General features: G+C 64.5%; 24 protein-coding genes. 5 read left to right on the forward strand and 19 right to left on the reverse strand.

All coding sequences use genetic code 11. The annotated features are described in order from the left end of the window. Window positions 1–61: 61 nt before the first annotated feature. The 6 genes from QTL98_RS08730 to QTL98_RS08755 all read right to left on the reverse strand — a co-directional run bounded on the left by QTL98_RS08730 (window position 62) and on the right by QTL98_RS08755 (window position 6,241). Entirely contained in the window at window positions 62–1,153 is a 1,092-nt protein-coding gene (locus QTL98_RS08730) for an ABC transporter ATP-binding protein (protein ID WP_445681831.1), read from the reverse strand. 11 nt (window positions 1,154–1,164) lie between these two features. Then, window positions 1,165–1,998: a carbohydrate ABC transporter permease gene (locus tag QTL98_RS08735; RefSeq protein ID WP_445681832.1), complete on the reverse strand. Its 834-nt coding sequence runs from the start codon at window positions 1,996–1,998 to the stop codon at window positions 1,165–1,167. A gap of 4 nt (window positions 1,999–2,002) precedes the next feature. After that, complete coding sequence (locus QTL98_RS08740; protein WP_445681833.1) at window positions 2,003–2,956, reverse strand: carbohydrate ABC transporter permease; 954 nt, start codon at window positions 2,954–2,956, stop codon at window positions 2,003–2,005. A gap of 99 nt (window positions 2,957–3,055) precedes the next feature. After that, window positions 3,056–4,315, reverse strand: a complete 1,260-nt coding sequence (locus QTL98_RS08745; RefSeq protein ID WP_445681834.1) for an ABC transporter substrate-binding protein — start codon at window positions 4,313–4,315, stop codon at window positions 3,056–3,058. 58 nt (window positions 4,316–4,373) lie between these two features. Next, window positions 4,374–5,552 carry a PLP-dependent transferase gene (locus QTL98_RS08750; RefSeq protein ID WP_445681835.1) on the reverse strand — a complete coding sequence of 393 codons (1,179 nt, stop codon included), beginning with the start codon at window positions 5,550–5,552 and terminating at the stop codon, window positions 4,374–4,376. Next, entirely contained in the window at window positions 5,549–6,241 is a 693-nt protein-coding gene (locus tag QTL98_RS08755) for a FadR/GntR family transcriptional regulator (protein ID WP_445682115.1), read from the reverse strand. Before QTL98_RS08755 ends, QTL98_RS08750 begins: the two co-directional genes overlap by 4 nt. Window positions 6,242–6,575: 334 nt before the next feature. On the opposite strand from QTL98_RS08755, the gene QTL98_RS08760 reads away from it, so the two are divergent. Together QTL98_RS08760 and QTL98_RS08765 are read left to right on the forward strand one after the other, a co-directional pair. Next, window positions 6,576–6,815 carry an antitoxin gene (locus tag QTL98_RS08760; RefSeq protein ID WP_445681836.1) on the forward strand — a complete coding sequence of 80 codons (240 nt, stop codon included), beginning with the start codon at window positions 6,576–6,578 and terminating at the stop codon, window positions 6,813–6,815. Next, window positions 6,815–7,216 carry a type II toxin-antitoxin system VapC family toxin gene (locus QTL98_RS08765; RefSeq protein ID WP_445681837.1) on the forward strand — a complete coding sequence of 134 codons (402 nt, stop codon included), beginning with the start codon at window positions 6,815–6,817 and terminating at the stop codon, window positions 7,214–7,216. Before QTL98_RS08760 ends, QTL98_RS08765 begins: the two co-directional genes overlap by 1 nt. Before the next feature lie 14 nt (window positions 7,217–7,230). On the opposite strand, the gene QTL98_RS08770 is transcribed toward QTL98_RS08765, so the two are convergent. The 8 genes from QTL98_RS08770 to QTL98_RS08805 all read right to left on the reverse strand — a co-directional run bounded on the left by QTL98_RS08770 (window position 7,231) and on the right by QTL98_RS08805 (window position 16,584). Continuing rightward, window positions 7,231–8,250 (reverse strand): cation diffusion facilitator family transporter, encoded by a 1,020-nt coding sequence (locus QTL98_RS08770; protein WP_445681838.1) that lies wholly within the window; start codon window positions 8,248–8,250, stop codon window positions 7,231–7,233. 37 nt (window positions 8,251–8,287) lie between these two features. Then, window positions 8,288–8,557 carry a metal-sensing transcriptional repressor gene (locus QTL98_RS08775; RefSeq protein WP_445681839.1) on the reverse strand — a complete coding sequence of 90 codons (270 nt, stop codon included), beginning with the start codon at window positions 8,555–8,557 and terminating at the stop codon, window positions 8,288–8,290. Window positions 8,558–8,802: 245 nt separating this feature from the next. Then, window positions 8,803–10,191: a chromate efflux transporter gene (gene chrA, locus QTL98_RS08780; RefSeq protein ID WP_445681840.1), complete on the reverse strand. Its 1,389-nt coding sequence runs from the start codon at window positions 10,189–10,191 to the stop codon at window positions 8,803–8,805. Between the two features lie 5 nt (window positions 10,192–10,196). After that, window positions 10,197–11,015, reverse strand: coding sequence for a chromate resistance protein ChrB domain-containing protein (locus QTL98_RS08785; protein WP_445681841.1), 819 nt, complete (start codon window positions 11,013–11,015; stop codon window positions 10,197–10,199). A gap of 136 nt (window positions 11,016–11,151) precedes the next feature. Next, a complete protein-coding gene (locus tag QTL98_RS08790; RefSeq protein ID WP_445681842.1) occupies window positions 11,152–13,320 on the reverse strand; it encodes an alpha-galactosidase in 2,169 nt (722 codons plus the stop codon). A gap of 97 nt (window positions 13,321–13,417) precedes the next feature. Then, a complete protein-coding gene (locus QTL98_RS08795) occupies window positions 13,418–14,269 on the reverse strand; it encodes a carbohydrate ABC transporter permease (RefSeq protein WP_445681843.1) in 852 nt (283 codons plus the stop codon). Next, the gene (locus QTL98_RS08800) at window positions 14,269–15,180 is read right to left on the reverse strand and encodes a carbohydrate ABC transporter permease (RefSeq protein ID WP_445681844.1); all 912 of its coding nucleotides are present in this window, start codon (window positions 15,178–15,180) and stop codon (window positions 14,269–14,271) included. The genes QTL98_RS08795 and QTL98_RS08800 overlap by 1 nt, the downstream gene beginning before the upstream one ends. Window positions 15,181–15,354: 174 nt before the next feature. Next, entirely contained in the window at window positions 15,355–16,584 is a 1,230-nt protein-coding gene (locus QTL98_RS08805) for an ABC transporter substrate-binding protein (RefSeq protein ID WP_445681845.1), read from the reverse strand. A 30-nt stretch (window positions 16,585–16,614) separates the two neighbouring features. On the opposite strand from QTL98_RS08805, the gene QTL98_RS08810 reads away from it, so the two are divergent. After that, window positions 16,615–16,866 (forward strand): hypothetical protein, encoded by a 252-nt coding sequence (locus QTL98_RS08810; protein ID WP_445681846.1) that lies wholly within the window; start codon window positions 16,615–16,617, stop codon window positions 16,864–16,866. Between the two features lie 88 nt (window positions 16,867–16,954). Here QTL98_RS08810 and galK read toward each other — a convergent pair whose 3' ends face one another. The 4 genes from galK to QTL98_RS08830 all read right to left on the reverse strand — a co-directional run bounded on the left by galK (window position 16,955) and on the right by QTL98_RS08830 (window position 22,059). Then, window positions 16,955–18,037 carry a galactokinase gene (gene galK / locus QTL98_RS08815; RefSeq protein WP_445681847.1) on the reverse strand — a complete coding sequence of 361 codons (1,083 nt, stop codon included), beginning with the start codon at window positions 18,035–18,037 and terminating at the stop codon, window positions 16,955–16,957. Beyond that, the gene (locus QTL98_RS08820) at window positions 18,034–19,086 is read right to left on the reverse strand and encodes a galactose-1-phosphate uridylyltransferase (RefSeq protein ID WP_445681848.1); all 1,053 of its coding nucleotides are present in this window, start codon (window positions 19,084–19,086) and stop codon (window positions 18,034–18,036) included. Before QTL98_RS08820 ends, galK begins: the two co-directional genes overlap by 4 nt. Continuing rightward, window positions 19,083–21,047 (reverse strand): beta-galactosidase, encoded by a 1,965-nt coding sequence (locus QTL98_RS08825; protein ID WP_445681849.1) that lies wholly within the window; start codon window positions 21,045–21,047, stop codon window positions 19,083–19,085. Before QTL98_RS08825 ends, QTL98_RS08820 begins: the two co-directional genes overlap by 4 nt. Window positions 21,048–21,270: 223 nt before the next feature. Then, window positions 21,271–22,059, reverse strand: a complete 789-nt coding sequence (locus QTL98_RS08830) for a DeoR/GlpR family DNA-binding transcription regulator (protein WP_445681850.1) — start codon at window positions 22,057–22,059, stop codon at window positions 21,271–21,273. Between the two features lie 267 nt (window positions 22,060–22,326). On the opposite strand from QTL98_RS08830, the gene QTL98_RS08835 reads away from it, so the two are divergent. Then, window positions 22,327–22,992, forward strand: a complete 666-nt coding sequence (locus QTL98_RS08835) for a sensor histidine kinase (protein WP_445681851.1) — start codon at window positions 22,327–22,329, stop codon at window positions 22,990–22,992. Window positions 22,993–23,196: 204 nt separating this feature from the next. On the opposite strand, the gene QTL98_RS08840 is transcribed toward QTL98_RS08835, so the two are convergent. After that, window positions 23,197–24,534: an MFS transporter gene (locus QTL98_RS08840; protein WP_445681852.1), complete on the reverse strand. Its 1,338-nt coding sequence runs from the start codon at window positions 24,532–24,534 to the stop codon at window positions 23,197–23,199. A 451-nt stretch (window positions 24,535–24,985) separates the two neighbouring features. On the opposite strand from QTL98_RS08840, the gene cyoA reads away from it, so the two are divergent. Continuing rightward, window positions 24,986–26,128, forward strand: coding sequence for a ubiquinol oxidase subunit II (gene cyoA, locus QTL98_RS08845; RefSeq protein WP_445681853.1), 1,143 nt, complete (start codon window positions 24,986–24,988; stop codon window positions 26,126–26,128). Window positions 26,129–26,190: the final 62 nt, after the last annotated feature.

The raw sequence follows: 26,190 nt of genomic DNA on the forward strand, positions 1-26,190 counted from the left end.
GGCAGGCGCGAAGCCTGCCCAGAGGTTACTGGCTGGGGAGGAGAACGTCGAGCGTGGTGCGTCAGGAAGCGGGCTCCACCCGCTTTTCTTCCACGAAGAGATGCAGCCGCTCCGGCGGGAAACCGAGGCTCACCTCCCGCGAGGCCCCGGCGGCGGCACGGTCGAGGGTAAAGCCCTTGAGGGCGATGCTGCTGGTGCCGGGGGTGACCAGATGCAGGATGGTGCCGAAGCCGGTCGGCTCCACCAGTTCTATGCGGGCGGCAAGCCCGGCGCCGCCCGCCGGAGACAGCTCCAGATGTTCGGGCCGGATGCCGAGGCTGACCGGCGTGCCGTCGGTCAACGGATAGGCGCGGCCGAGCGGGATGGCAGGTCCGTGATCCAGCACCAGCCGCGCAATGTCCGCCGTTTGCCCCTCATAACGGCCGGTCAGCACATTCATGCCCGGGGAGCCGATGAAGCCGGCGACGAAAAGATTGGCCGGCCGGTCATAAAGCTCCAGCGGGGTGCCGACCTGCTGGATGAGGCCGGCATTCATCGCCACGATACGGTCGGCAAGGGTCATCGCCTCGATCTGGTCATGGGTCACATAGATCGAGGTTGCGCCAAGGTCCTGATGCAGCTTCTTGATCTCACCGCGCATCTGCTCGCGCAGGCGGGCGTCAAGGTTGGAAAGCGGCTCATCGAACAGGAAGGCTTTTGGCTGGCGCACGATGGCGCGGCCCATGGCAACCCGCTGGCGCTGGCCGCCGGACAGGGCACGCGGGCGCCGCTCCATCAGCGGGTCGAGCCCCAGCTTGCGGGCGGCGGCGGTGACGATGCCGGCGATCTTGTCCTTTGCCGTGCGGCGCAGGCGCAGGCTGTAGCTCATATTGCCGGCGACATTCATGTGCGGATAAAGCGCGTAGGACTGGAACACCATGGCGATGTCGCGGTCCTTGGGGTCGAGATCATTGACCCTCGTGCCGGCGATGCTGATGTCGCCTTCGGTAATATCCTCAAGCCCCGCGATCATGCGTAAAAGCGTGGACTTGCCGCAGCCCGACGGGCCGACCAGCACCACGAACTCGCCGTCGGCGATCTCGAGATCGACGCCGTGCAAAACGGGAAACTGGGCGTAGGACTTGCGGACACCGGAGATGCCGATGGAGGCCATGGAAACGCTCCTCAGCCCTTCACCGCGCCGGCCGTGAGGCCCTGCACGAGATAGCGCTGGATCAAGAGGAAGAACAGGCAGGCCGGGATAAGCGCGAGCACGCCCGCGGCCATCATCTGCCCGAAATCGACGGAGAATTTGGAGACGAAGGAGAGCAGCCCGACCGGGAAGGTGGCGGATTGGTTGCCGGAGATCAGCATCAGCGAGAACAGAAGCTCGCTCCACGCGGCGGTGAAGACGAAGCCGAGCGTGGCGGCGATGCCGGGCAGGGTGAGCGGCAGGATGATCTGGCGAAAGGCCTTGAAGCGGGTGGCGCCATCGATCATCGCCGCTTCTTCCAGATCCTTCGGAATGCCGTCGAAGAAGGACTGCATGAGGAAGGTGGCGAAGGGCACGTTGAAGGCAACATAGACCAGCGTGAGGCCGGCAAGGCTGTTGGTGAGCTTCAGCGGCGTCAGCATCTTGAAGATCGGCGCCACCAGCATGACCAGCGGGAACATCTGCGTCAGCAGCATGAGCGCTACGATCAGGTACTTGGCGCGGAATTCAAAACGCGAGAGCGCGTAACCGGAGGTGGAAGCCAGCGCCGTGACGATGGCCGCGGTAGAGCCGGAGACGATCAGGCTGTTCTGGAAGAAACGCGGGAAATCGCTGTGCTTCAGCACGAAGGCGAAATGGTCGAGCGTCATGTGCGACGGCCACAGGCGCACCCCCTCGCTATAAAGCAGGTCGTTTGGTGTGACCGAAACCTTGAGCAGCCAGTAGAGCGGAAACAGCGCGAAGGCGATGTAGGCGAGGATCGCAAGGCGATGGAGGGCGGTGGGCAGCAGGCGTTTGCGGCGCATGGGATCAGCCTTTCTTCAGCAGGCTCTGCCGCAGCAGCACGATGAGCATGGAATAGGCGAGCAGCAGCACGAGCAGCACCAGCGCCACCGCGCTGGCATAGCCGAAATCGAGCTTCTTGAAGGCCTGGGTGAAGATGTAGCTGGCGACGATCTGGGTGCGGTTGGCCGGCCCGCCGCTGGTCATCACCACGATGAGATCGGCGAAGTTGGAGATCCAGACCGTGCGCAGCAGCACGGTGATGGCGATGGTGGGCGCGAGGAAAGGCAGCGTGATGGAGAAGAAGCGCTGCACGCCGCCGGCGCCATCAATGGCGGCTGCCTCATAGAGATCACGCGGGATCGATTGCAGGGCCGCCAGCAGGGTGATGGCGAAGAAGGGGATGCCCCACCACACATTGGCGATGATCGGCCCCCACATGGCGAGGGTCGGGTCGGAGAGGATGTTCTCCGGCTGGCTCATCAGGCCGAGCGAAACCATCCAGTGCGGCAGCGGGCCGACGACGGGATTGAACAGCCAGGCCCAGTTGAGGCCGGACAGGAAACTTGGCACTGCCCAGGGCAGGAAACAGAGCGCCTGCGCGATACCGCGCCCGTAAAAGGGCTTGTCGAGCAGGAGAGCAAGAAAGAGCCCGAGGAAAAACTGCAGGAAGACGGAAGCGCCCGTCCACCACAGCGTGTTTTTCAGCGCTCCCCAAAAGGCCTTGTCGCGCGCCAGCTCATGGAAATGCTGCAGGCCGACATAACCGCCGGAGAAGGGGTTCAGCAGCCGCACATCCCGGAAGGCATAGGAAATGCCCAGCACCAGCGGCACCAGCATGACCGCCACGATGAGGATGAGCGCCGGCGCCGAATAGAGCCAGGGCTCCGACGCGTGGGCAAGGCGGCGCAGGAAAGGCGAACGCTGGCCGGGGCCGGGCGCTTGGCTCACAAAACGGGGATCGGGCGCAAGGGCGCTCATGGGGGCGGAGTTTCCGTCAACTTCAGGAGAAAACCGGCCCGGCCCGGGAGGAGGGGTGTGCCCTGCCTCCCGGACCGGAGCGAAAAGCCGCTCGCCGCCTTACTTGGCGAGGAACTTCTTCTGCGCGGCCGTCAGATAGTCGGCCCACTGCTTTGCCAGCTCGTCCGGTGTGATCTCGCCCAGCAGTGCCTGCTGGCTGGTGGAGATGACGAGGCTGTCCTTGAAGTAGGCGAACTCTTCCAGATAGGTCGGCATCACCGTCGGGTGCACATCGGGATCAGCCAGTTCCTCGAACCAGCCCTTGAACTGGTCGCCGGCATAGAAGGGGTCCTTCTCGGCCGATTTCAGCGCGGGCAGGGCGCCGGTGCGCTTGTTCCAGGTGATATTGCCTTCCGGCCCTTCGAGCGTGGAGATCAGCTTCCAGGCCAGATCCTTGTGCTCGCTGGACTTGAACATCGACCAGCCGGCATAGCCGATGGTCGGGAAGGACTTGCCGCTCGGGCCCTTGGGCATCGGGGCGACGCCGTACTCATCGGGCTTCATGCGCTCGGCAATGGCGATGAGGGCATCCGGGTCCTGGTCCAGCATGGCGCAGGTGCCGGAATAGAAGCCGGCGACAATCTCGTTGAAGCCCCAGTTGACGCTGTCTTTGGGGGCGTAACCGTTCTTGTAGAGATCGGTGAGCCAGGTGAGGCCCTTGGTCCAGCCCGGATCGGCGAAGGTGGAGGTGCCATCGGGTTTGAAGAAGGCGTTGTCGCCGGCCATGGTGGCGCCGAACATCACCCAGCCATTGAGGCCGCCGGGGCCGCCGCGCAGGCAGTAGCCGCTCTTGCCCGGCAGGGCGGAGACCTTTTTGGCTGCTTCGGCAAATTCGTCCAGCGTCTTGGGCGGCTCGGCAACGCCGGCCTCGGCCAGCAGCTTCTTGTTGTAGAACATCGCCCGCAGATAGAAGCCGTAGGGCAGCATATAGGCGGTGTTGTCGATGCTGCGGCCAAATTCCAGCGCGCGTGAGCTGAGATCCGGCGTGTCGCCCCAGCTCTTGAGGTAGGGCTCGAGGCTCTCCAGCGAGCCGTTCTTGGCATAGAGGGCAAGCCAGGTATCCGGCATCTCCACCACATCCGGCGTATCGCCCGCCGAAACCATGGTGGCGAATTTCTGGAAGGCTTCGCCCCAGGGCAGCGAGACGATATCGACGGTGGTTCCGGGGTTCTCTTTTTCGAACTTCGCGACGATGCCTTTCAGCGTCTCGGTGCGTTCGGGGCTGGTGATGACCTCGACCAGCTTGAGTTTGGTATCGGCAAGCGCCGTACCGCTGAGAAGGGCGGCGGTAAAGAGCGCCGCGGAAAACATCTTTTTCATCTTTTGCTCCCTGTTCTTGTCGATGTTTTGTGGATGGTTGGCCGCCTTTGCCGTTGCCTCAGCTCTCCTTGCCTGTGGCAGCGTCGATGGCCTGCTCAAGGTCGCTCCACAGCGCATCGGCCCCCTCGAGGCCGACATGGAGACGAACCGACCGCGGGCTGATGGCGAAATCGACCGCGGAATTGGGTTTTGCCGCCTGGGCCAGCACGACCTCGCCGGGCACGACGAGGCTTTCATGCCCGCCCCAGCTGACGCCGAGCTTGAAGAGCCGCAGGCTGTCGGCGAAGGCGCGCACATTCACGCCCTCGCGGAAGATGAAGGAGAAGAGGCCGGAGGTGCCGCTGAGCCCCGGCGGCAGCTTGTTGCCGAGGCCGGGATGGCAGACCTGCTCCACGGCCGGATGCGCCTTGAGACGGGCCGCCACGGAAAGGGCGGAGGCCTCATGCATCTTCATGCGGGCAGGCAGGGTGCGCATGCCGCGGATCAGCAGCCAGGCATCGAAGGGGGAGAGCTTGCCGCCCAGATAGGGGTAGGCGGCAGCGCGGATTTCCGCGAGCAGTGCCTTGGGGCCGGCAACGACGCCGGCCACCACATCGCTGTGGCCGCCGAGATATTTGGACGCCGAATGCAGCACCAGATCGACGCCGAGTTTTGCCGGCTGCTGGAAGATGGGGCTCGCCCAGCTGTTGTCGATGACGGTGCGCACGCCATGCTGGCGGGCAAGGGCCGCCAGCGCCGGCACATCATGCGTCTCCATCACCCAGCTGGTCGGGCTTTCAAGGTAGAAAAGCTTTGCGCCGGGCAGGGCGGCGGCAACCGCATCGAGATCGGTGCCGTCCACGAAAACGGTTTCAACGCCAAACCGCTTAAGGAGCGTGCCGAACAGCCGGTACGTATCCGGATAGACATGGCGCACGCACACCACGCGGTCGCCGGGCGATACGAAGCTGATGATGGTGGCGGAAATCGCCGCCATGCCGCTGGCAAAACCCAGCGCATCCTCGGTGCCTTCCAGCTTTGCCAGCATCTCCTCGAAGAAGCGCACCGTGGGGTTAAGGCCGCGCGTATAGGTGGGGCGCACCTTTTCGCCGCGATAGGTGGCGGCCATCTCGTCATAGGACGAGAAGGTGAAAAGCGAGGTCTGCACAATGGGGGGCACCACGGCCTCGAAGGCGTGGGGCCCGTCATGGGCGACGGTGAGCAAGGCGTGATCGAAGTGATCCGCACCATCAGTCATTTCGACATTTCCTCGATGTCTTCGGCGACGACCTGCAAGATCGCCAGGGTCTTCTCGCGGGCCATGTCGCGGTCGCCGGCGGCAATCGCGTCATAAAGCTCGCGGTGGAAGGGGAAGGAGCGGCGGGCAAAGTCCGGCCGGTCAAAGGGTTTGCCCCAGAAGCTTTCGAAGGCTTCACGCATCTGCTCGAGCATCTGGGGAAAAAGCGGGTTGTGGGTGGCGTCATAGATGGCGAGGTGGAAGGCAAGGTCCTCCCGCCCCGCGGTGCCCTTTTCGTGGTGCACACGCTCCATCTCGACAAGGCGCTCTTCCATCACCCTCAGGTCCTCCGCCGTGCGGCGCTCGGCGGCCAGCATGGAGGCTTCCACCTCCAGCCCGCGGCGTACATCCAGCGTTTGCAGGAGCGCATCGCGCAGGTGCGAGGCCTCGAAGGACAGCGGCATGTGGAAGGTTTGCGCCGTAATGGGCCGCAGCAGGTAGGTGCCGCTGCCCTTGCGCGATTCCACCACGCCGCGGGCCTGAAACAGGCGGATAACCTCGCGCACCGTGGAGCGACCGACGGCGAGCGCCATCATCAGTTCACGTTCGGCCGGCAGCCGGTCGCCGGGCTTCATTTCCTTGCGGGCAATGAAATCCGCCAGCGCATTGGAGACGGCGCGCACCCGGTCAGCGGGCGGTAGCGGCTGCAGGCCGCCATCAGCGCCATCAGCTTCATTATCGCCTGCTGCTGACTGGAAAGTGTCGTCGCGCACGGGGCAAGCACCGGTTGGTGAAGATGCTGCCAGACACAAGCCGGCGTGCCGGCAGGTTTCCCTAAATTGGTCTGACATCTGTTAGCTTGGAAATGTTACCGAAAAGAGTCAACGGCTGTTGTGACGGCCGTGGAGAAAAACCTGCAACGTTTCAGGAGGTCGCCGGGGCGGCATCTGGCCGCCGCGTCGGTTATTGACAAATAGCGTTTCGGAGCGAATTTTGGCATATGCCAAGGCCTATGCTTGGGACGGTTACGGATGGGGTGTCGTCATGAACAAGGTTGCCGGGCGTCCGGTGAAGCTGTTCCGGAACGGGCGGAACCAGGCCGTGCGAATACCGCGAGAGTTTGAATTATCCGGCAACGAGGCGCTGATGCACCGCGAAGGGGACAGGCTCATTATCGAACCTCTGCCCCGACAGGGTTTGCTGGAGGTTCTGGCGGAGCTTTCTCCACTGAACGAAGATTTTCCCGAGATTGAAGATGCGCCGCCGCGGCGGGTCGATCTCTGATGGCCTATCTGCTCGACACCAACATCCTCTCGGATCTGGTGCGCAACCCGCAGGGAGTGGTCGCGAGGCGTGTTCGTGAGGTTGGCGCCGGGGCTGTGCTGACGAGCATAATCGTGGCGGCGGAGCTGCGTTACGGTGCTTTCAGGCGCGGCTCTCCGCGTCTCAGCGAGCAGGTTGAAGCGATTTTAGGCGCCATCGAAATCCTGCCCTTTGAGCCGCCGGCCGATGATGTCTATGCGCGCTTGCGTACGGCACTTGAGCGCGACGGGCAGCCGATCGGCGGCAATGACCTGCTGATCGCGGCTTCCGCCGTTAGTGCGGGGCACGTGCTGGTGACGGCCAATGAAAGAGAGTTCGCGCGCGTTGACGGACTGAAGATTGAAAACTGGCTGACGCATTAAGGGTCAGCTCGCCTTCACACCACCTCCGCCGGGGCCAGTTCGCAGTCGGCGGCGTCATGCTCGATCTGGATGGTGGCGTGGCCGATGCCGTAGTGGTCGCGCAGGCCGCAGGCGATCTGTTTGAGGAAACCGTCATCGGCACCGGCGGCGGGGCGTACCAGATGCGCGGTGAGCGCCGTGTCGGTGGTGCTGATGCCCCAGATGTGCAGGTCATGCACGGCGGTGACGCCCGGCAGATGGGCCAGATAATTTTCCACCGCGTCGCGGTCGATGCCGGTGGGAATGGCGCTGAGCGCCAGATTGGTGGATTCCTTCAGCAAGCCCCAGGTGCCGAGGACAATCACGGCGACGATCAGCAGGCTGGCCACCGGGTCGATCCATTGCCAGCCGGTCCAGGTGATGATGAGCGCAGCGATAACGACGCCCACCGACACCGCGGCGTCGGCAGCCATGTGCAGATAGGCGCCCTTGATGTTGAGGTCGCTGTCCTTGCCACCCATGAAGAGCCAGGCGGTGATTCCGTTGATCACGATACCGATGGCTGCCACCACCATCACCGCCGTGCCGGCGACCGGCTGCGGATCGAAGAAGCGCCCGATGGCTTCCACCGCGATGGCGCCGACGGCGATAAGCAACACCATGGCATTGGCAAGCGCCGCCAGGATGGAGGAGGTGCCGTAACCGTAGGTGTGACTGGGGGTCGGCCGTCGCCGGGCGAGCCAGCTGGCGCCCCAGGCCAGCAGCAGGCCCAGCACGTCGGAGAGATTGTGCCCGGCGTCGGCCAGCAGGGCGACCGAGTTGGCGGTTATGCCGTAGATCGCCTCGACGATCACGAAGCCGATATTGAGCGCCGTGCCGATGGCGAAGGCACGGTCATAATGGGCCGGGGCATGGCTGTGGCCGCCGAGGAGGCCATGGGAGTGTCCATGGCCATGATCGTGTCCATGACCGTTATGATGCGTGTGGCCGCCATGCTCGTGATGGGCGTGCGGGCCATGGCCGTGATCATGGTCATGATCGTGAGAGTGGGACATTGAAGTGCTCCCGGCGCAGCGCGCCTGAATTCCGGTATCAGAGGTACCTGGTCAGCGTCTTGATCTCGCCCAGCATCTCGGCCGGGCTTTGCCGGCCGGCTTGCACCGCCTCTTCAAGGCAGAGATCGATATGATCGTGGATGAGGGCCTTCTTGGCATTGCCCACCGCGCTTTCCACCGCCTGCAATTGCTGGGCGAGGTCAAGGCAGGGCCGCCCTTCCTCCATCATCTCCAGAATGCGTTTCAGGTGGCCATGTGCCCGCTTCAGCCTGTTGGCGATCTCGGGATGGGAGGCGTGGACGAGCATGGCTGTATCCTATCCTGGGGGAGGGGATATTGTAGGGGCGCGAGATTAGTTTCGCAAGGGGCGGCACCGGCAGGGGTAATCCTCGACTCATTACCCCCATCCGGCGCTGCACGCCACCTTCCCCACTGGTGTGGGGAAGGGTGAAGCGCTGATATTGCAGTTAAAAACCCTCCCCTCTCGGGGAGGTGGGCCGCAGGCCCGGTGGGGGTAATGAGGTGTGGCCGGGCGGAGGCCTTCGATCGGCCTCAGCTCCCTCCGCCAGCCAGGGCCAGCAGCACGCCCGCGCCGGCCGATCCCAGCAGGGTGGTGAGCATGCCGAGCCGGAAGCGCAGCAGGGCCACCATGGCGGCAACGGAAAGCAACACGGCCTGCCAGTTCACGGAAGGCAGCACGGGATATTGCAGGCCCATGGAGAAAGCCTGCCCCAGCTCACCGAAGAGGAAATGCAGGGCAAACCACAGTGCCAGATTGGCGATGACGCCCACCACCGCCGCCGTGATGGCGGCAAGCGCCGCTGTGGCGACCTTGTTTTCCCGCAGGGCTTCGACATAGGGCCCACCCAGAAAGACCCAGAGAAAACAGGGGGCGAAGGTGACCCAGAGCGTGAGCAGCGCGCCGAGCGTGCCGGCGAGTGTCGGGTCCAGCCCGCCGGGCGAGCGGAAAGCGGCAAGAAAGCCGACAAATTGCAGCACGAGAATGAGCGGACCGGGGGTGGTTTCGGCAAGGCCAAGTCCGTCGACCATTTCGCCGGGGGTAAGCCAGCCATAGGAGTTGACCGCCGCCTGCGCCACATAAGCCAGCACGGCATAGGCGCCGCCGAAGGTGACGACCGCCATGATGGAAAAGAAAAGGGCGATCTGGGTCCACACCCCGGCAATCCCGCCGAGACGCCAGAGCAAGGCGACCGGCCCCAGCCAGGCGGGCAGCCAGAACAGCAGCGCTCGCCCCGCGCGCCCGGGGGAAGGGCGGGCATGCGCCAGTTCCCCGCGGGCAAACATCTCGTCAACGATGCCGGCCGGTTGCTCCGGGCCGGCAGGCTTGCCGGCGGACGGGGCCGGGCTGAAGAACGGTATGGCAAGCCTGTGCCCCGCCCAGCCGAGGAGGCCGGCGGCCAGCACGATGGCCGGGAAGGGCGTGTGGAAGACATAGATGGCGACGAATGCGGCGATGGCGAGGGCATAGGAAACGCGGCTTTTAAGGGCGCGTTTGCCGATGCGCAGCATGGCCTCCACCACCAGCGCCAGCACGGCGGCCTTGATGCCGAAGAAGAGGGCGCCGATGAGCCAAAGGCCGTGGAAGTGGGCATAGACGATGCTGAAGCCCAGCATCACCAGCGCGCCGGGCAGGATGAAGAGCAGCCCGGCCACAAGCCCGCCGGCCGTGCGGTGCATCAGCCAGCCCATATAGGTTGCAAGCTGCTGGGCTTCCGGCCCCGGTAGCAGCATGCAGTAGCTGAGGGCATGCAGGAACCTTTCCTCCCCCACCCAGCGCCGGGTTTCGACCAGTTCCTTGTGCATGAGGGCGATCTGCCCGGCGGGGCCGCCGAAGCTCATGAGCCCGATCTTCAGCCAGACGCGGGTTGCCTCGCGCAGGGTTGGAGCCCGCCTTGCGGCGGCGGTTTGCGGCTGGTCCATGGCGCTTACTCCGGCCTCAGGCCAGAGGGCCAGTCATGGGTTTCATCGCTCGCGTCACGGCACCAGCGGTAGAGAGCATCGTACAGCAGCATGCCGGCATCGAGCTGCTCCAGATCGCTGCGATACATGCGCGACAGGCCGAGCGAGAGAGCGAGGAATCCGGCGGCTTGCGGGGCCAGATCGAGCCGGGCGGTATCCGCCGCCCGCACGATGGTGGCAAGCCGGGCGAGGGCGGGGGAGGCGAGGCCGAACTCCTCCAGCATGGTATCGAAACTGCACGCCTCGCCCCGGTGGCTCCAGAACACCCCGTCGATATCGAACGGGGTGGCGCCGAAGCGGTCGGCAACGGCGCTGACCTCGCTGGCGGCGACAAAGAGGAAGACGGCGCCGGGATCGACGAAGCGCCGGATGAGCCAGGGGCAGGCGATACGGTCGATCTTGGGGCGTGTACGCGTGACCCAGAGCGTGCGGCCCTGCCCATCGCGCGGCGGAAGGGCGGCGGTGGTCACCAGCAGGCCGGAACTGTCGCGCCAGCTTTCAAAGCCGCCTTGCAGGGATTCCGCCCGTGCACCGGCATGCTGGAGCCAGGCGGTGCTGCCCTGGCTCAGTTTCTGGCCACGCTGGCAGACCACGACAACGGCCTTGCCGGCATAGTCCGGGGCCCAGGACGCCGCCGTGCGGAAATCGCGGCGGATACTGGCCGGCAGCAGGCGGGGATCGGCGGCAAAATCCTCGTCCGTGCGCACATCGATGATGAGCGGCGCGTCGGGAAGCCCGGTCAGACGGGCAAGCTGGGGGCAGGTAATTTCATTGGGTGACGGCATGATCGTCCCTCCCGCTCTGTCAGGGAGAAAGGACGCGATCTTTGGGCTGCCGCCTCACGGGGTAATCGCGGATAACCCCTTGGAGGGGACGATATGCCGAAAGCGGGCGGCCAGCAAGAGGCCGCCCGGCTGATGTTCAGGCGGCCTGCAGCTCCAGGATCAGGGCCGTTTCCGGCCAGAGCGAAGGCAGGATGAGGCCGGCAAGCGCGAGGGCCGCACCGTTCAGCACGGCACCCTCGCCGGTAAGGCCCGCCCAGTGCGGCTGATCGGCAAGGCTGCGGTTGCGCGGCAGGTCGGGCAGCGGGTCCAGAAGCTTGACCCGGTAATCGCGGGCCGGATCAAGGCCAAGGAAGCGCAGCGGCGGGTTGATGCGCTGAGGCGAGACGGCGGCCTGCACCAGCGTGTAGACGGCGCTTTTCCGGTCAGCGGCCACGACCCCGTAGCCGTAACGCCCTTCGCCCATGCCATCGAGGCGCCAGCTCACGCCGCCATGCAGCGTGCCGCGCAGGCGCTTGTAGTGGGCGACATAGGCCTTGAGCACGGCTTCTTCTTCGGCGGGCACCAGATCGGGGTCGAGCTCCATGCCGTAATGGCCGAAGAAGGCGCTGGCGGCGCGCAGCTGCATGGTCGGCTGGCGGCCGGAGCTGTGCACCGGCGAGGGGCCGACATGGGCGCCCATGATTTCCGGCGGCAGCAGGCGCGCGATGCCCCGCTGCATGCGCTGGCGCTCCAGCGGGTCATTGCTGTCGGAAGTCCAGACCCGGTGGGTGCGGGAGAGGATGCCGAGATCGGCCCGGCCGCCGCCCGACGAGCAGCTCTCGATCTCCACATGCGGATGGGCGGCGCGCAGCCGGTCGATCAGGTCATAAAGCCCGACGACGAAGGCATGGTAGGCAGGCTTGCCAGCGGAGCCGCCGGGGAAGAGCTCGCGGTTCATGTCCCACTTCAGGTACCGGATGCCCGGATTGGCCGCGAGCACCGCATCCAGCTTTTCAAACAGGTAGTCGCGCACCTCGGCCCGGCCCATATCAAGTACCAGCTGGTTGCGGCCGGTCGGGCGGTCATAACCTTCCAGATGCAGGCACCAGTCGGGATGGGCGCTATAGAGCTGGCTTACCGGATTGACCATTTCCGGCTCGACCCACAGGCCGAATTCCATGCCGAGGCTTTCGACATAGGTAATCAGCGGGCCGAGGCCTTCGGGATATTTTTCCGGGTCGGGCCACCAGTCACCCAGCGCGGCGGTATCGTCATGCCGGCCGGGGAACCAGCCATCATCGAGCACAAAGCGCTCGGCACCAAGGCGGGCGGCGCCATCGGCCTGCGACTTCAGCCGCTCCATGGAATGGTCGAAATAAGTGCCTTCCCAGGTGTTGAAATGCACCTTTCGCGGGCTCATCGACCCGCCCGGCCAATCCAGCACGCTCTTGCGCACATGGGCATGGAAGCTCTGCGACAGGCCGTTGAGGCCGTTTGCGGAGAAGGCGGCATGCAGCGGCGGGCTGTCATAGCTCTCGCCCGGTGCCAGGGTTATTTCGCCGGGGAAGAACAGTTCCCCCATTTGTACCTGACGCTCGGCATCCGTCGTCTCTTCCACCAGCAGGCGGTTGTTGCCGGCCCAGCCGAGGGAGAAGCCGTAGACGGTGCCGCTCTCTTCCGAAAAGCCGGGCGTGCCGGCGATGAGGACGGGCCAGGTTTCGTGCCCCGAGCGGCCACGCCGGTTCTCGCGCTGCCAGATGCCGACGCCGGCCGAATGGCGGCGCTCCAGAAATTCGCCGATCCAGCGGCCTTCGAACCCCAGCACCTCACGGCATTCCAGCGGAATGGCGAAGCTGCCGGCGGCGCACCAGTCGAGACTGTAGGGCGCGGCGCCGGTGTTGGTCACGCGCGTGGTGCGCACCAGCGTGTCGGTGCTGGGCGTGATCGACAGGGTGAGGGTGACGGCGAGCCCGGCGCGCTTGTCTTCTGCGCCGATCTCGATGGTGGTGGCATCTGCCGTGATGCCGGTGACGGCAAAACAGGGCGCCCAGTCTCGGCCGCCCCGGTGCCCTTCCAGCGCCGGCCGGGCGGCGGAGCCAAAGCCGGCGACCGGCAGCAGGTCAAGCCCGATCCAGCCATCGATATTCTGCGCCTTGCCCTGACGCACGAGGCCATCGGCAAGGCGGGCAAGATCGGCCCCGGCGGGCAGGGCGGGGCCCCACCAGGCGATGCGCGGCAGGCGGGCCGCTTCCGGCGCGCCCGGGCGGGCGTCGATGAGGAGGGTGGAGGCGGGGCCGTCAAGGCGCAGGAGAGTGGTGGCGGACATGGCTGGCGTTTCCCTGCTTTCGCAAATCGGCCCGCCGCGGAAAAGGCCGGGCGGGCCGTTGAGTTTGTCACTGGGGAGATTTGTCCTTGCTGCCGGATCAGCCCTTGGTGGCGCCGAGGGTGAGGCCGGCGATGAAGTGCTTCTGCATCAGGAAGAACATGGCGACCGGCGGCAGCGCGGCGACGATGGAGCCGGCGGAGACGAGGTGCCAGGAGGCGACATAAAGGCCGTTCAGCGACTTGAGGCCGCCGGTGACCGGCATGGCGCTATCGCCCTGCACCAGCACCTGCGCCCAGAAATAATCGTTCCACACGAAGGTGAAGATGAGAACGGCAAGGGCGGCGATGGCCGGGCGCATCAGCGGCAGCACGATGCGGCGGAAGATGACGAACTCGCTCGCCCCATCCACCCGTGCCGCCTCGATCAGCTCGAAAGGCAGCGCCTTAATGAAGTTGCGCATGAAAAGCGTGCAGAAACCGGTCTGGAAGGCGGTGTGGAACAGCACGAGGCCGGTGACGGTGTCGTAGAGGCCGAGCTTCAGCGTCAGGTCGCGCACCGGAACCATCAGGATCTGGAACGGCACGAAATTGCCGGCGATGAAGACGAAGAAGACGAAGAGATTGGCCTTGAAGCGATAGGTGCCAAGGGCAAAGCCGGCAAGGCAGCTGAGGCCCACAGAGGCGATGACCGTGGGAACGGTGATCTTGAAGCTGTTGAAGAGGTACTGGCCGATGGGGCTGGAGGTGAAGATGGCGGTATAGTTCTCCACCAGGTTCCACTGGGTCGGCCAGCCCCAGTAATTGCCGGCATTGATATCGCCGGCGCTGCGCACCGAGGTGAGCAGCACGGCGATCAGCGGCAGCAGCCAGAGGATAAGGGCGACCGGCAGCGAGATCATGTAGAAGCGCCGGGTCAGCGGGCCTGTCTTGGCGATCGGGGTCGGAAACATCAGCGAGCCCTCCGCTCGGCCTTGAACATGCGCACGATGAAGATGGTGATGTAGACCATCATGATGAGGAAGAGCACGGTGGCGATGGCCGAGCCATAGCCCATGCGGTAGCCATATTCGCTGAGCGCCTGTTCGAACATGTAGTAGGCGAGCACGCGCGAGGAGCCGAAGGGGCCGCCCTGCGTCATGATCGAGATCATGTCGAAGCTGCGCAGCGCGCCGATGACGGTGACGACGATGGCGAGGAACGTGGCGGGGCGCAGCTGCGGCAGGATGATGTGGCGCAGCATGGTCCAGCCGGTGGCGCCATCGATGCGGCCGGCTTCCACCTGCTCCGGGTTCACGTTGTTGAGGCCGGTCAGGAACAGGATCATGCAATAGGCGATCTGCGGCCACAGGCCGGCGGCGATGATGCCGTAGGTGACGTAGTGTTCGTCCGCCAGCACCGGGATGCCCGGCAGGCCAAAGACGCCCAGCAGCTTGGCGAGCAGGCCGTAGCTGGGGTCATAGAACCAGCTGAAAACGAGGCCGACCACCACCTGGCTGATGACGAAGGGGAAGAAGAACAGCGACTTGACGAGACGGATGCCGAACACCGACTGGTTCAGGTAGAGCGCGATGCCAAGGCCGACCGGTACGGCCAGCATATAGAGCACCAGCCAGATCACGTTGTTCTTGAGCGAGGTATAGAAAGCTTCGTCGCCCATGAGCTCGACGTAATTGCCGAAGCCGACCCATGTCTTGGGCGAAAGACCGTCCCACTCATAGAAGCTGATGTCGATGCTCTGGAAGATCGGGAAGATCACATAGACCAGAAACATGATCATCGCCGGGGCGAGGAAGAGCCAGGGCGCGATGCGCTTCTGATGGCGTTCCCAGAAACCGACCCGGGGGCGCGCGGAATTCTGCATGCTCGAACAACCCGTCCGATAAGAGCCTTTAGCGGGCCGTTGGTCGCGGCGGCGAAAGGGCGAAAGGCCCTTTCAACAGCCAGGCGGAGAAAAAAGGCCGGGCGATGCCGTGTTCAGGGGCACCGCCCGGCCTTCCTCAGTCACTATACCGGAAAGCCGGTAAATGCCTCGTACTTACTTATAGATACGCTCGCGGGCCTTCTCGAGACGCTCGAGGATCTGCTCGCGGCGATCCGGCTTCACCATATATTCCTGGAAGCCGTCCATGCCGACCTTGGCCATCTCGGCCGGGGCGTCGCGGTCATAGAACTGGGCAAGGCCATCGGCGGTCGAGAGCATCTCGAAACCGGCCTTCAGATAGGGATCGTCCGGAACCGGTGCCTTGTTGTTGACCGGCAGCTGGCCGAGGATCTTGTTCATGCCCAGCTGCACTTCAGGCGTGGCGAGCAGGGCGAGGAACTTCTTCGCATCGGCCTTGTTCGGCGCGTTGGTCGGCATGTGGAGCGTCTCGGTCGGTGCATCCTCGGCCCGCGGCAGACCCTTGGTGATCTCCGGGAACGGGAAGAAGCCGAGCTGGTCCTGCGTCAGTCCCGCTTCCATCGCCGGAGCGACGAAGAAGTTGCCGAGCAGGAACATGCCGCTGTCACCCTTCACGAAGGTGGCGAGCGCTTCCTGCCAACCGTAGGAGGGGTGGTTCTCGAGGAAGTAGCCGGGCTTTACCAGCTCGTCCCACTTGTCGAACACTGCCTTCACCTTCGGGTCGGTGTAGGGCACCTTGCCGGAGGTCAGGTCCATGTGGAACTTGTAGCCGTTGGTGCGCAGGTCGAGATAATCGAACCAGCCACCGGTGGTCCAGGTTGCCTTGGTGCCGATGCCGAACGGCGTGATCTTGTTTTCCTTCAGCTTCTTGCTGACGGCGAGCAGCTCGTCCCAGGTCTTCGGCGCGGTGAGGCCGAGCTTGGCAAAGATGTCCTTACGGTAATAGATGCCCCACTGATAGTAGCTGTAGGGCATGGCGTACTGCTTGCCGTCGAAGGTGACGGAAGACAGCGCGGCCTTGAAGGCATCCTTGTCGGTGAAGACATCGCTGATGTCCGCAAACAGGCCCGCCTTGACGAACGGCTCCATGCGGTTACCCGCGTACCAGGCGCAGATATCCGGCGCGCCGGCGGTCAGGAAGTTGCGGATGGAGGTCTTGTAACCTTCGTGGTCGAAGATGTTCCACTTAACTTCGACATCCGGGTTCTGCTTCTTGAACGTATCGATGAGATACTGCATCGCGGCCTTGGGGGCCGGGTCGGACGTGTCGGTATTGATCGTCAGCGTGCTGGCGTCGGCGGCGCTCACCGCCAGAAAAGCGGCAAAAGCAGCCGCCGTGGAAAGGGCGAGTGTCTTGAGGTGCATCTTGTTTCCTCCCAGAAACGGACACCGTTGATGATCTTTTTGGCCGGCTCGCGCGGCATTGCCCGTTTTACTGTCCGAAAAGGGCAATGGGCCGGCCCGGCACTCTCTCGTAACTGCTCAAACGCCGACCGGGCAAAAATGCCTTCCCCTGCCGGCGCCGATGCCCGAACTGTGCTGAGCAGTGCTTTCGCTGTCAATGCTTTTGTTTCTAAATTTTGTCAAATGCTTCGATATTTCGGCAAAGAAAACAATAAATCCGGCCTTCAACCTGCCACTGGATGAGAATGGCGGGTCATTTCGAAGATTTTGGAAAGTATGTGGTTTCGAAACCGGGGTTCTGCCCGGCCCGATCCGGGGCCGGGCAGAATGGTCAGTTTGCGACCGGATAGATGAGCCGGGCGAGCGGGTGGCGCGGGGCCATGGCGGCCCACCAGGCCTCCGCCCTGTCGGCGGCGACCAGTGCCAAAACGCAGCCGCCAAAACCGCCGCCGGTCTGGCGGGCGCCAAGCGCGCCGAAGGTCACGGCATCTTCGGCAAGCCTGTCCGTCTCCTCGATGGTGATGCCGTAATCATCCTTTTCCGACAGGTGGCTAAGGGACATCAGCTCGCCGAAGCGCTTGTAATCCTTCGCTTTCAACGCGGCGATGCCATCGAGCACATACTGGTTGTCGTTGATGATGTGGCGGGCCCGGCGGCGCAGGATGTCCGGCAGAGCCTCAAGGCGCGGCAGATCGCTCACGCCAAGTTCGCGCAGGGAGCTGATGCCCAGCAGGGCGCAGGCTTCCTCGCATTGCTGGCGGCGCTGCTTGTAGCCGCCATCGACGAGGCGGTGGGCAACGCCGCTATGGACGATGGCAATGATGTAGTTGGCCGGCAGTGGCACCAGTTCGGTTGCCAGCGTCATGGTATCGAGAAAGAGCGCCTGCCCCGGCTCGCCGAGGGAGGAGACCATCTGGTCCATGATGCCGCAGGGCATGCCGACGAACTGGTTCTCCGCCTTCTGGCCGAGCGTGGCGATCCGCCGCCCGTCGAGCCCGAGGCCGAGCAGATGATTGAGCGCGCGCATGGTTGCCACTTCCAGCGCGGCGGAAGAGGAGATGCCCGCTCCCATCGGCACATCGCCGGCAACGGCAACCTGCAGCGCCGGAATGGCAAAACCTTCGCCACGCAGGATCTCGACGCAGCCGGCGACATAGTCGGCCCAGTGATGGGCGGCCGGGGCGCCGGGCGCATGCTTCAGCCGGCCGTCGAAATTGGCGCTGACGGCCTCGACAGCGCCCTCCGGCCCCTCGGTGCGGGCAAGGCTGACGCTGGTGCGGAAGGGCAGCGGGGCCGGAAAGACGAAGCCGTTATTATAGTCGGTATGTTCACCCAGCAGGTTGGCGCGCGCGGGCGCGCTGGCAGTAACCTCCGGCACGCGGCCGTAAGTGCGGGCGAAGAGTTCAGCGCTCAAAGGGCAACCTCACGCAGGCGTTCAACGGTCCATTCCGGGGCGACATCGACAAGGAAGGTGCCGGCACCGGTCTCGCAGCCGGCAAGGTACTTCAGCTTGGTTTCGGTGCGAAGGAAAGGCAGGAACTGGATGTGGAAGTGGAAATGGCCTTCCTCACCCTTCGGCGCGGCATAAACCACCATGATGTAGGGGAAGGTCTTGCCGAAGAGCGCGTCATAGCGGCGCACAATCTCGCCGATGCCGCTCGCCATGGAGGAAAGCCCGTCATCTTCCATGAGCCAGGGACCGGCTACCCGCTTACGCGGGGCAAGCCAGACTTCGTAAGGATAACGCTGGAACGGCGGCACGAAGGCGGTGACGTTATCGTCGCCCCAGACCTCGTAGGCGCCCCTGGTCTTGTCGAGCAGGGTCTCGATCTGGCTGCCTTCGCGAAAACCCTTTGCCATCTTTTCGATGACCGGCGGCAGGAAGGAGAAGGCGTAGATCTGGCCGTGCGGGTGGTGGAGCGTGACGCCCACTTCCTCGCCGCGATTTTCAAACGGCATGACCGCCTGGATGCGGTCATCCCCCAGCAGGGCACGGAACCGCTCCGCCCAGACGCGCAGGATAAGCTCGCGCCGCTCCTGAGGCAGGGTTGCGAAGCTGCCGCTATGGTCGGAGGAAAACACCATCACCTCGCAGCGCCCGGTGGCCGGGGCGCTGGGAACCACCAGCTCCGGCGCGCCATGCGCTTCGAGATGGAAACCGGGGAAGCGGTTTTCGAACACCGCGACTTCGAAACCGGTGAAGGGGATTTCACCCGGATAACCGCCCTTGTCCACCGGGCAGAGCGGGCAGAAGCCGGCGGGCGGCTTGAAGGTGCGGTCCTGCCGGTAGGTAGCGTAGGCAACCCACTCCTGGCGCAGCGGATGCCAGCGCATATGCGGATTGGGCGGGGGGAGCGGCTCCAGCTCTTCCGTCACCGGAAGCTCATGCTCCTGCCAGCCATAGAGCCAGAGATTGCGCCCGTCGGGCTTCACATGGGTGCGGGTGTGGAGCTTGCGGCTCATGGCTGCCTCCAGGCGCTGACGCCTGCCGGCGGCACCTCGCGCCCGCCGAGGAGGAAGCTGGTTCCTTCCGGCGCCGGGGCGCGGGCCGGCTTTTCGCTGGAGTTGATGCAGAAGACAATGTCACCACGGCGGCGCAGGCGAAGGTCGCCATCCAGCTCGGTAACCGCGACGCCGGCTTCCTGCGCCATCTGGCGGATGAGCGTGCCGACCAGCCCGCCATCGGCCTTGCCGGTCAGCGTTACCACCTTGCCGCGCTTCAGCACCGCCGGCCAGCCATCCTCGAAGGAAGCGAGCACCTCGGTACCTGCCGCCACTTCGCTGAGGTCCCGCCAGCAGGTAACCTCGCCCTTGAGGTTGCCGCCCTTCACCGGCTTGACGATGCCCGGCGGCATGGCGTCGGAGCGCAGCACCTTGTGCCCGGTGATCGCCGCCATCTCGCCGGGGGCGAGGGTGCGCGGGATCTGGTAATCGATGGTCTTGGAGCCGGAACGCGGGCCGATGAGCGTTGCCGCACCGCTGCTGGCGAGCGCCTTCAGCGCCGCCGCAGTCGGGGCGATGAGGGTTGGCACCAGCACGAGCTTGTAGCCGGCAAGATCGGCGCCCGGCGGCACGATGTCGATATCAAGGCCGAGCTTGCGCGCCGCTTCGTACCAGCGGAAGGCCAGCATGGAATAGTTAAAGGTGGCCGATTGCGGCTGGATGGCGGTCATCCACTGCGAGGAATAGTCGATCACCAGCGCGACCGGGGCTTGCTGCACCGGCGGCAGGGCAAGCTGCTTCAGCTCGCCGGCGACGGTTGCCGCCTCTTCGCCGCCGACATCGCGCTCATTGTCCACGCGGGTGAGGCCGGCATGGTACTGCTCCTGCGCGAAATAGGCCTGTTTCCAGCGGAAGTAGGAGACGACTTCCGCGCCGTGGGAGAGCGCCTGCCAGGTCCACAGGCGCACCATGCCGGGCAGCGGCACGGTGTTGTGGTCGGCCCAGTTCACCGGGCCGGGCTGCTGCTCCATGACCCAGAAGCGGCCGCGGCCGACGGCGCGGTAAAGGTCGTGATGGAAGGCCGCGATATCCGGGTGGCCGGTAAAGGCGTAGGCGGTCTTTTCTTCCGGCTCGAACGGCTGCTCGCGGGTGAAGCCGAGCGGGTAGCTGTCCCAGCTGGCGAAATCGAGCCCGCCCTCATTGTGCATGTCGAAGTGATCGAAGGTCCAGGTGAAGCCCATATAGTTATGGGTGACGTCGGCCTTCGTGTGCCGGCGCAGGATTTCCACCTGCATGCGGCAATAGTCGGCCGCCTCGTCACTGGCGAAACGGAAATAGTCGAGGCGATGGCTGGGGCCGGATTCCGTAACCGTGAGGTTCGGCAGGCTCACCTCGTCAAAGCCATTGAACTCCATCGACCAGAATACATTGCCCCAGGCGGCGTTCAGCTTCTCGATGCTGCCTTCGTAGCGGCGGGCGAGCCACTGGCGGAAGCGGGCGAGGGCGGCGGGGCTGTAGCTGCGGATAGTGTCGTGGCAGCCAAACTCGTTATCGATCTGCCAGTAGGCGACATGCGGGTTGCTGCCGTAGCGCTCCGCCATGGCGGTAACGATACGCGCGCTCTCGCGGCGATAATCGGGGCTGGAGAAATCATAATGCCGGCGCGAGCCGAAGCCGCGCACCCGGCCCTCCTTGTCCACCGGCAGGATGCCTGGATATTTGTCGACCAGCCATTTGGGCGGGGTGGCGGTGGGGGTGCCCAGCACAACCTTGAGGCCGGCGGCGCCCAGCACATCGATGGCGCGATCCAGCCAGCCCCATTCATAGGCCGGGATACCGGTGGCGCTGTCCTTCGGCTCTATGCGGCTCCAGGCGAATTCGCCGATGCGCACGGTGCTGAGGCCCATCTCGGCCATGCGGCGCGCATTGTCTTTCCACTCGGCCTCGGGCCAGTGTTCCGGATAGTAACAAACGCCCAGCATGGGCCATCCTCCCCAGGCGGGGTCCTGACGCAAGATTGCCGGCCCCGGAAACGTTGTTTCGCACATTTACGATTTTCATCGAAAATTTGTCAACGTCGCTGACCCGAATTTGCGGGGGTAGGGGTGCAATTATCTGTTCCTGCACGGCGCGGGGCTATGCAGGGTGATAAATAGGGCCGGTGGGGGTAAGGAGGACGTTGCCGGGCGCCGGCGAACAACGGCCTTAAATGTCCGGCACGTCGGCCAGTTCGATGGAAAGGCCGGTCTGGCGCAGGGTGGTGAGCTGCTTGTCACTGGCGCCGCTGTCGCTGATGAGCAGATCCACATCGGCTAGGTCGCAGATGCGGGCGGTGGCGATTTCCAGCAACTTGGAATGGTCGGCCAGCACCACCTTCTTGGTGGCCGCATCCATGATGGCCTGCTTGATTTCCGCCTCGGCAAGATTGGCGTTGGTGAAGCCCTTGACCGGGTCCACGCCCGAGCAGCCGACAAAGGAAATGTCAGCATTTACCTGCTTTAAAAGCACGGCGCCGAGCGGGGCGACGAGGGAATGCTGCATGGGCCGGAGCGTGCCGCCGGTAACCACCACGGTGATGCCGGGGTGATGCTCCAGCTCCAGTGCGATGTTGAGCGCATTGGTGACGACCACCACGTCGCGCAGTTCGGGCGAAAGCGCCTTGGCCAGCTCCGTCGTGGTGCCGCCGACATCGACGATGATGGTATCGCCATTCTGCACGAGGCCGGCGGCCATGCGGCCGATGGCGCGCTTCTCGATCTGGTTTCGCGCTGCGGTAACCTCGATTGGCAGCTCGAAGCGGCGCGGGGCAATGGGCATGGCGCCGCCACGGGTGCGGCGCAGGGCCTTTTGCTGTTCCAGGTACTCAAGATCGGCCCGGACGGTGACGGGGGAGACGCCCAGTTCCTCTGAAAGATCAGTGACTTTCACATTGCCGCGACTCTGCAGGACTTCAAGAATCGCACGGTGGCGCAGGGTGGCGTCGAGGGAGGGCATGGGCAGTTTCCGGGCTTTTGTTTGTTTATCAACCTGCCGGCTTTGGCGCGGCTTCGAAACGCAAATGACAGGTTACGATATTTTTCGAAAGTCGCAATTGCCTTTCGCTGCTGTGCACCGCGCGTCCCACGCTTATTCAGGATGCGCTTTTCCATTCTTGATTACGGCAAATCATGGGGTCGTATCGGCAGCCGGTCCTGTGTTAGTCTGTTGTCATAATTAAAAAGCCGGCGGCATTCATCAGGCTGGCAAGCGGAGGAACGTCCAATGTCCCTGAATGAAAACAGCGGGCTCGACGCGGCCCGTCTCGCCTCCCGACTGGACGACATGCTGAGTGACCTTGGCGGTGCGCTCTCCATGCTGCGGTCGAGCAATCCGCCGGTGATGGAGCCGGCCGAATATCTGGAACGGACCGACCGGCTGATGCGGGGCTTCGCGGCGCTGAACCGCGGGCGCCGCCTTGCCAGCCATCTGCACTCCCTTGCCGGCGAAGAGCCGGAGGAGGAGGAAGACGAGGCCGGCTGCGTTGATGCCAATACGCTGGTGATGGAGCTGGGCGAGGCGGTGCGCGGCGCACTGCCCTTCGGCGTGCATCTGGAAGTGCGGACCACGCTCGCCAGCGCGCCCTGCTGGGGTGATGAGGAACGGCTGCGCCGGGCACTCGGCTGCATTCTCGATGATGCCGTGCAATCGGTCGGCACCTCCGGGACGATCAAGCTGACGCTGCGGCGCATGGCAGGTCATGTGGTCATCACCGTCAGCGAGGATGGCACGGCCAGTGCGGCCACCCGCGAAGCCCGGCCCCGGCCGGAAGCGGTGGGCATGGGCCTTGCCGTTGCCGAAGGGCTGCTGCGGCGGGGTGGCGGCATCCGGGTCGCCCGCCGGGCCGGCCATGGCAGCCGGGTGGCACTGGTGCTGCCGGCGCGCCCGTGACCGGCGTGCCCGGGATGTGGCCCTGAGATGGGGGCGCGGCGTTGCAGCGTGGCGGTAGCCGTGCCCCAGCAGTCTGCGCCCCGGACAAAATCAGAAGGCACCGAAGCAAAACCGGCAAAAGCAGAGCTGGCAGAAACAAAAACTCCCCCGTCTTTCGGCGGGGGAGTTTTTGTCTTGTTCAGCCGGCAGGTCTGGCCCGGACAATCACTCGTCGCGGGTTTCGAGCTGCTTGTTGAAGTAGAGGGCGACCAGCGTGCAGAAGGCACCCGACAGCAGGTAAAGGCCGATCATGGAAAGGCCGAACTTGCTGGAGAGGCCGAGTGCCACCAGCGGCGCGAAGCCGGCACCGAGGAGCCAGGCAAGGTCCGAGGTGAGGGCGGCGCCGGTATAACGATAGGCACGGCTGAAGTTGGAGGCGAGCGCGCCGGCCGCCTGGCCGAGCGACAGGCCGAGGAGGCCGAAGCCGATCAGCACATAGGCATCCTCGCCCCAGTTGCCCGCTCCATAGAGCTGCGGCGTCACGAAGCTGAAGACGGCGATGAGGGCGGCGGCGTTGCCCAGATGCGTGCGACGGCCGACCCGGTCCGCCATCATGCCCGAGACCATGATGGAGATGAAACCGATGCAGCCGCCGGCGATCTGGACCAGCAGGAAATGCCCGGCATCCTGTTTGGTGACGAGCGAGGCCCAGCTCAGCGGGAACACCGTCACCAGATGGAAGAGGGCGTAGCTGGCCAGCGGAACGAACGCCCCCATCAGGATGGTGGCGCCGTGTTTGCCGACGGTTTCGCCGATACGGGCCGCTTCCAGCTCATGCCGCTCCAGGAGCGAGCCGAACTCGGACGTTGCCACCAGACGCAGCCGGGCAAAGAGTGCGACGACATTGATGGCGAAGGCCACGAAGAACGGGAAGCGCCAGCCCCAGTCGTAGAAGTCTGCCGAGGAGAGGCTGGAGACGAAGTAGCAGAAGAGTGCGGCGGCCAGCACGAAGCCGATCGGCGCGCCCAGCTGCGGCATCATCGCGTACCAGCCGCGGCGTCCCTGCGGGGCATTGAGGGCGAGCAGGGAGGCAAGGCCATCCCAGGCGCCGCCGAGGGCCAGGCCCTGACAGAAGCGCAGTACGCCCAGCATGACGATGGCGGCAACGCCGGCTTCGGCATATCCCGGCAGGAACGCCATCGTCACGGTCGAGCCGCCCAGCAGGAACATGGCGATGGTGAGCTTGACCCCGCGCCCGTGCTTGCGGTCGATGGTCATGAAGACCACGGAGCCAAGCGGGCGGGCAAGGAAGGCCAGCGGGAAGATGCAGAAGGAATAGAGCGTCGCCGTCAGCGGCTCGGCCCACGGGAAGAGCAGATGCGGGAACACCAGCACCGAGGCGATGCCATAGACGAAGAAATCGAAGAACTCGGCAGCGCGACCAATGATCACACCCAGAGCGATCTGGGCGGGATCCACGGCGTCGCCGTGAGAGATGGAGCGGGCGTCACGCTCGAGACCGGAAGAGGTCGGGGTCGCGACGGTTTCAATAAAGGCAGTCATGTTTCCTCCCACCCCTGGTTGATCCTGAAATCAAACGAATTTTCGGGCGGCGGGGACCTTTCCGCATCTGGCGGCGGTTATAGGGCCCCGTACGATGTCAACTATGATCCGGTCTGCCGCCTGGGTCAAATTGTCCAAGGGCATAGTGTCCACTCCCGCCGCTGCCTTAGTCCGGATGCAGGGCAGCCTTGCGCTCGCCGCATTGCTCGGCTGCGCCCGCGGGCATTGCCAAATTCATGCTGCATGTGCACTAAGAACCGGATTTCCCAGCCCCTCAGAGGGTTTGTAAAAGCTAAACCGCCCGGGGGAGCGTCCTGTTCCACGATGCCGGGTGGAAGTGTCCGACAGGGGCCGGCGGCCGACCATGGTCACGGTGGGGCAAAACGCCCAATCCCTTTGATGCCACAGACCTACTAAGGGGGCTTGTCTTCACGGCTAGCCGAAAAAAAGAATGTCATCGAAGCTTCTGCGAACCTGCCTTCTCCTGCCTGTCCTTGCCATCCTCGGCGGTTGCCAGATGGTCGTGATGAACCCTGCGGGTGACATCGCAGTGCAGCAGCGCGACCTCATCGTCGTATCCACCATCCTCATGCTGATCATCATCATTCCGGTGATGGCGCTGACCGCGTTCTTCGCCTGGAAGTACCGCCAGGGGAACAAGAGCGCCGATTACGCGCCCGACTGGCATCACTCCACCAAGCTGGAAGTGGTGATCTGGTCGGCCCCGCTGGCGATCATCATCGCGCTGGGTGCCATCACCTGGGTGACCACCCACACGCTGGACCCCTACCGCCCGCTTGACCGGATCGCCGAGGGCCAGGCCATTCCGGCGGACGTCAAGCCGCTGACGGTGGAAGTGGTGGCGCTGGACTGGAAGTGGCTGTTCATCTACCCGGAGCAGGGTATCGCTTCGGTTAACGAGCTGGCGGCACCGGTCAATACGCCGATCAATTTCAAGATCACGTCCTCCGGCGTCATGAATTCCTTCTTCATCCCCGCGCTGGCCGGCCAGGTCTATGCGATGGGCGGCATGGAGACGAAGCTGCACGCCGTGATCAACAAGCCGGGCGACTTCGAAGGTTTTTCGGCCAACTATAGCGGCGCCGGCTTCTCCGACATGCGCTTCACCTTCAAGGGGGTGAGCCAGGCCGATTTCGATAGCTGGGTGGCAAAGGTGAAGTCGGACAGCACCGGGCTGTCGCGCGACAACTACCTGACGCTGGCCAAGCCGAGCGAGCGCGAGCCGGTGCACTACTATGGCACCGTAGACAACAGCCTCTTCAGCGCCATCGTCAACAACTGCGCCGAACCGGGCCGGATGTGCATGAGCGACATGGCGGCGATCGACGCCATGGGCGGCGGCGGCATGGCCGGCATCTACAATGTCGTCAACCGCGACCTGAACGACAAGCTGATGCCGGGCAGAAAGCCGGTGCCGGTTCTGGATGGTGACGTGGCAGCCAGTACGGTGAAGTCCTATGTCGGCTCGCTGTGCACCCCGACCGGCCAGGGCGCCGGCGGCAGCCTGACCCAAGCCAATTACAGCAAGCCTGTGGAGGGCGCCGCGCTGGCGCCGGCTGCAAGCGCCCTTTAAAAGCACCGCCCGTTCCGGGGCTTAAGAAATGACGGTGCCGGCCCGCCGAAAGGGGGCCGGTT

The organism is Radicibacter daui, assembly GCA_030657355.1.
Lineage (GTDB): Bacteria > Pseudomonadota > Alphaproteobacteria > Radicibacterales > Radicibacteraceae > Radicibacter > Radicibacter daui.

Excerpts from the sequence above, each read along its gene's own strand:
- QTL98_RS08730 (WP_445681831.1), bottom strand. The coding sequence starts at position 1,153 with ATGGCCTCCATCGGCATCTCCGGTGTCCGCAAGTCCTACGCCCAGTTT.
- QTL98_RS08735 (WP_445681832.1), bottom strand. The coding sequence starts at position 1,998 with ATGCGCCGCAAACGCCTGCTGCCCACCGCCCTCCATCGCCTTGCGATC.
- QTL98_RS08740 (WP_445681833.1), bottom strand. The coding sequence starts at position 2,956 with ATGAGCGCCCTTGCGCCCGATCCCCGTTTTGTGAGCCAAGCGCCCGGC.
- QTL98_RS08745 (WP_445681834.1), bottom strand. The coding sequence starts at position 4,315 with ATGAAAAAGATGTTTTCCGCGGCGCTCTTTACCGCCGCCCTTCTCAGC.
- QTL98_RS08750 (WP_445681835.1), bottom strand. The coding sequence starts at position 5,552 with ATGACTGATGGTGCGGATCACTTCGATCACGCCTTGCTCACCGTCGCC.
- QTL98_RS08760 (WP_445681836.1), top strand. The coding sequence starts at position 6,576 with ATGAACAAGGTTGCCGGGCGTCCGGTGAAGCTGTTCCGGAACGGGCGG.
- QTL98_RS08765 (WP_445681837.1), top strand. The coding sequence starts at position 6,815 with ATGGCCTATCTGCTCGACACCAACATCCTCTCGGATCTGGTGCGCAAC.
- QTL98_RS08770 (WP_445681838.1), bottom strand. The coding sequence starts at position 8,250 with ATGTCCCACTCTCACGATCATGACCATGATCACGGCCATGGCCCGCAC.
- QTL98_RS08775 (WP_445681839.1), bottom strand. The coding sequence starts at position 8,557 with ATGCTCGTCCACGCCTCCCATCCCGAGATCGCCAACAGGCTGAAGCGG.
- chrA (WP_445681840.1), bottom strand. The coding sequence starts at position 10,191 with ATGGACCAGCCGCAAACCGCCGCCGCAAGGCGGGCTCCAACCCTGCGC.
- QTL98_RS08785 (WP_445681841.1), bottom strand. The coding sequence starts at position 11,015 with ATGCCGTCACCCAATGAAATTACCTGCCCCCAGCTTGCCCGTCTGACC.
- QTL98_RS08790 (WP_445681842.1), bottom strand. The coding sequence starts at position 13,320 with ATGTCCGCCACCACTCTCCTGCGCCTTGACGGCCCCGCCTCCACCCTC.
- QTL98_RS08795 (WP_445681843.1), bottom strand. The coding sequence starts at position 14,269 with ATGTTTCCGACCCCGATCGCCAAGACAGGCCCGCTGACCCGGCGCTTC.
- QTL98_RS08800 (WP_445681844.1), bottom strand. The coding sequence starts at position 15,180 with ATGCAGAATTCCGCGCGCCCCCGGGTCGGTTTCTGGGAACGCCATCAG.
- QTL98_RS08805 (WP_445681845.1), bottom strand. The coding sequence starts at position 16,584 with ATGCACCTCAAGACACTCGCCCTTTCCACGGCGGCTGCTTTTGCCGCT.
- QTL98_RS08810 (WP_445681846.1), top strand. The coding sequence starts at position 16,615 with ATGATCTTTTTGGCCGGCTCGCGCGGCATTGCCCGTTTTACTGTCCGA.
- QTL98_RS08820 (WP_445681848.1), bottom strand. The coding sequence starts at position 19,086 with ATGAGCCGCAAGCTCCACACCCGCACCCATGTGAAGCCCGACGGGCGC.
- QTL98_RS08825 (WP_445681849.1), bottom strand. The coding sequence starts at position 21,047 with ATGCTGGGCGTTTGTTACTATCCGGAACACTGGCCCGAGGCCGAGTGG.
- QTL98_RS08830 (WP_445681850.1), bottom strand. The coding sequence starts at position 22,059 with ATGCCCTCCCTCGACGCCACCCTGCGCCACCGTGCGATTCTTGAAGTC.
- QTL98_RS08835 (WP_445681851.1), top strand. The coding sequence starts at position 22,327 with ATGTCCCTGAATGAAAACAGCGGGCTCGACGCGGCCCGTCTCGCCTCC.
- QTL98_RS08840 (WP_445681852.1), bottom strand. The coding sequence starts at position 24,534 with ATGACTGCCTTTATTGAAACCGTCGCGACCCCGACCTCTTCCGGTCTC.
- cyoA (WP_445681853.1), top strand. The coding sequence starts at position 24,986 with ATGTCATCGAAGCTTCTGCGAACCTGCCTTCTCCTGCCTGTCCTTGCC.